Source organism: Halobacillus sp. (genome assembly GCF_049282395.1).
GTDB lineage: Bacteria > Bacillota > Bacilli > Bacillales > Halobacillaceae > Halobacillus.
Genome location: NZ_JBAPTY010000349.1, coordinates 1 through 1,524, shown reverse-complemented (window position 1 = coordinate 1,524; position 1,524 = coordinate 1). Strand labels below are relative to the sequence as shown.

1 protein-coding gene and 1 pseudogene are annotated in these 1,524 nt (G+C 47.0%); both read left to right on the top strand.

What is annotated here, in order from left to right:
- Positions 1-1,230: murein biosynthesis integral membrane protein MurJ (gene murJ, locus WAM07_RS14785; protein WP_422168060.1), on the top strand; the 1,230-nt coding region annotated here is incomplete at its 5' end.
- Positions 1,231-1,255: 25 nt separating this feature from the next.
- A pseudogene (locus tag WAM07_RS14780) lies at positions 1,256-1,524 on the top strand (glycosyltransferase family 4 protein); the annotation flags it as partial.

The window sequence follows — 1,524 nt, the reverse complement described above, 5'->3', positions numbered from 1 at the left end:
ATCGGCATGGCACTCGCTCCGTTTCTGATTCCGCTTCTCTATCCGGAATTCAGCCCGGAAGCAACGCAGATTGCCACGTGGGTGACGATTATCTTCTTCTCCTGTATAGCCTTTGTCGGAATGAACTCGGTACTGGAAGCTTTTTTTGATGCGGAAAACAAGTTCTCCTTATCGATCGTGTCCCAGATTATCGTTATTCTGAGCTCCATTCTGGCTGCCTTCTTATTTGCCAACCAGATCGGAGCCTACTCTCTTGCGATTGGTTATCTGGCCGGAACCATTCTTTCGCTTATCTTCAAGCTTTACCTTGTGGTGCCGCGGAAGGTCATGGATGTTAAACAGAAAATTGAATGGCCGGAAGTGAAGCAGTTTTACTGGATCTTCCTGCCTGTCGGTCTGACCGTGGCTGTCGGCCAGGTCAACTTGATGGTCGGTGCGATTTTTGCCTCCGGACAGGGTGAAGGTGCCGTTACGTACATTAACTACGCCAAGAATCTCGTGCACATGCCACAGGCCATTTTCGGAGTTACGATTGCGACTATTATCTTTCCGATGCTCTCAAAAGCCATTACGAAAGATGACACGCCCCAGTTTAAGAAAGGAATCGAAAAAGGACTGACCACGATGTATCTCGTCCTGCTGCCTTCTGTGATTGGGATGATGCTTCTAATGCCGAATCTCATCGAGCTCCTCTACGAACGCGGGGCCTTTAACAATGAAGCTACGCAGGCCACGACGAATGTCGCGTACCTGTACTTCGGTTCTGTCATCTTTTTCAGCTTGAACAACGTGATTAATAAAGGATTCTATACGATGAATAAAGGTCACCTTATCTTATTCATCAGTATCGGATCGATTCTGATTAACGTTTTATTTAACTTTTTGTTCGCTTCCTGGCTTGGCTATTTAGGCATCCCGCTCGCCGCTTCTCTAATGGCCCTGTTTTATACCGGTGCCTGTCTGATCATTTTTGTGCGTTTGGTCGGAGGAATTGACTTTAAATACCTCGCCGTTGATTATGGCAAAATCACCTTCGCCGTGATCATCATGAGCGGAGCGGTTATTGGAATTCAGCAGCTGATCGGAGGACTTCCGAACCTCGTTCAGATCATCATCGTGGCAATGGTCGGCGCTGTCGTTTTCGCAGGTGCAAGCTTTGTTATGAAAATCAATGCTTTCTTATTCTTACTCAACAATATCCGGAAACGAGGAAAGAAATCAGAAGCCTGACCGGTCATGGAGAAAGGAGTTTCTTATGAAGAAACGCGTACTCGTCATCAGTAATATGTATCCAAGTAAGCTCAACCCTACCTACGGGATATTTGTAAAGAATCAGGTCGAGGCTCTACGTGAGCAGGGGCTGAACATGGATATTGCCGTAAATAAGGATAACCGCGGCGGCAAGAGGAACCTGATTATGAAATATGGAACGTGGCTGCTCCGCATCTTAAGCAAGCTGATAACAAACGGCCGTAAGTACGACGTTGTGCATGCTCACTATATTTTTCCGAGCGGCTTGCCGGC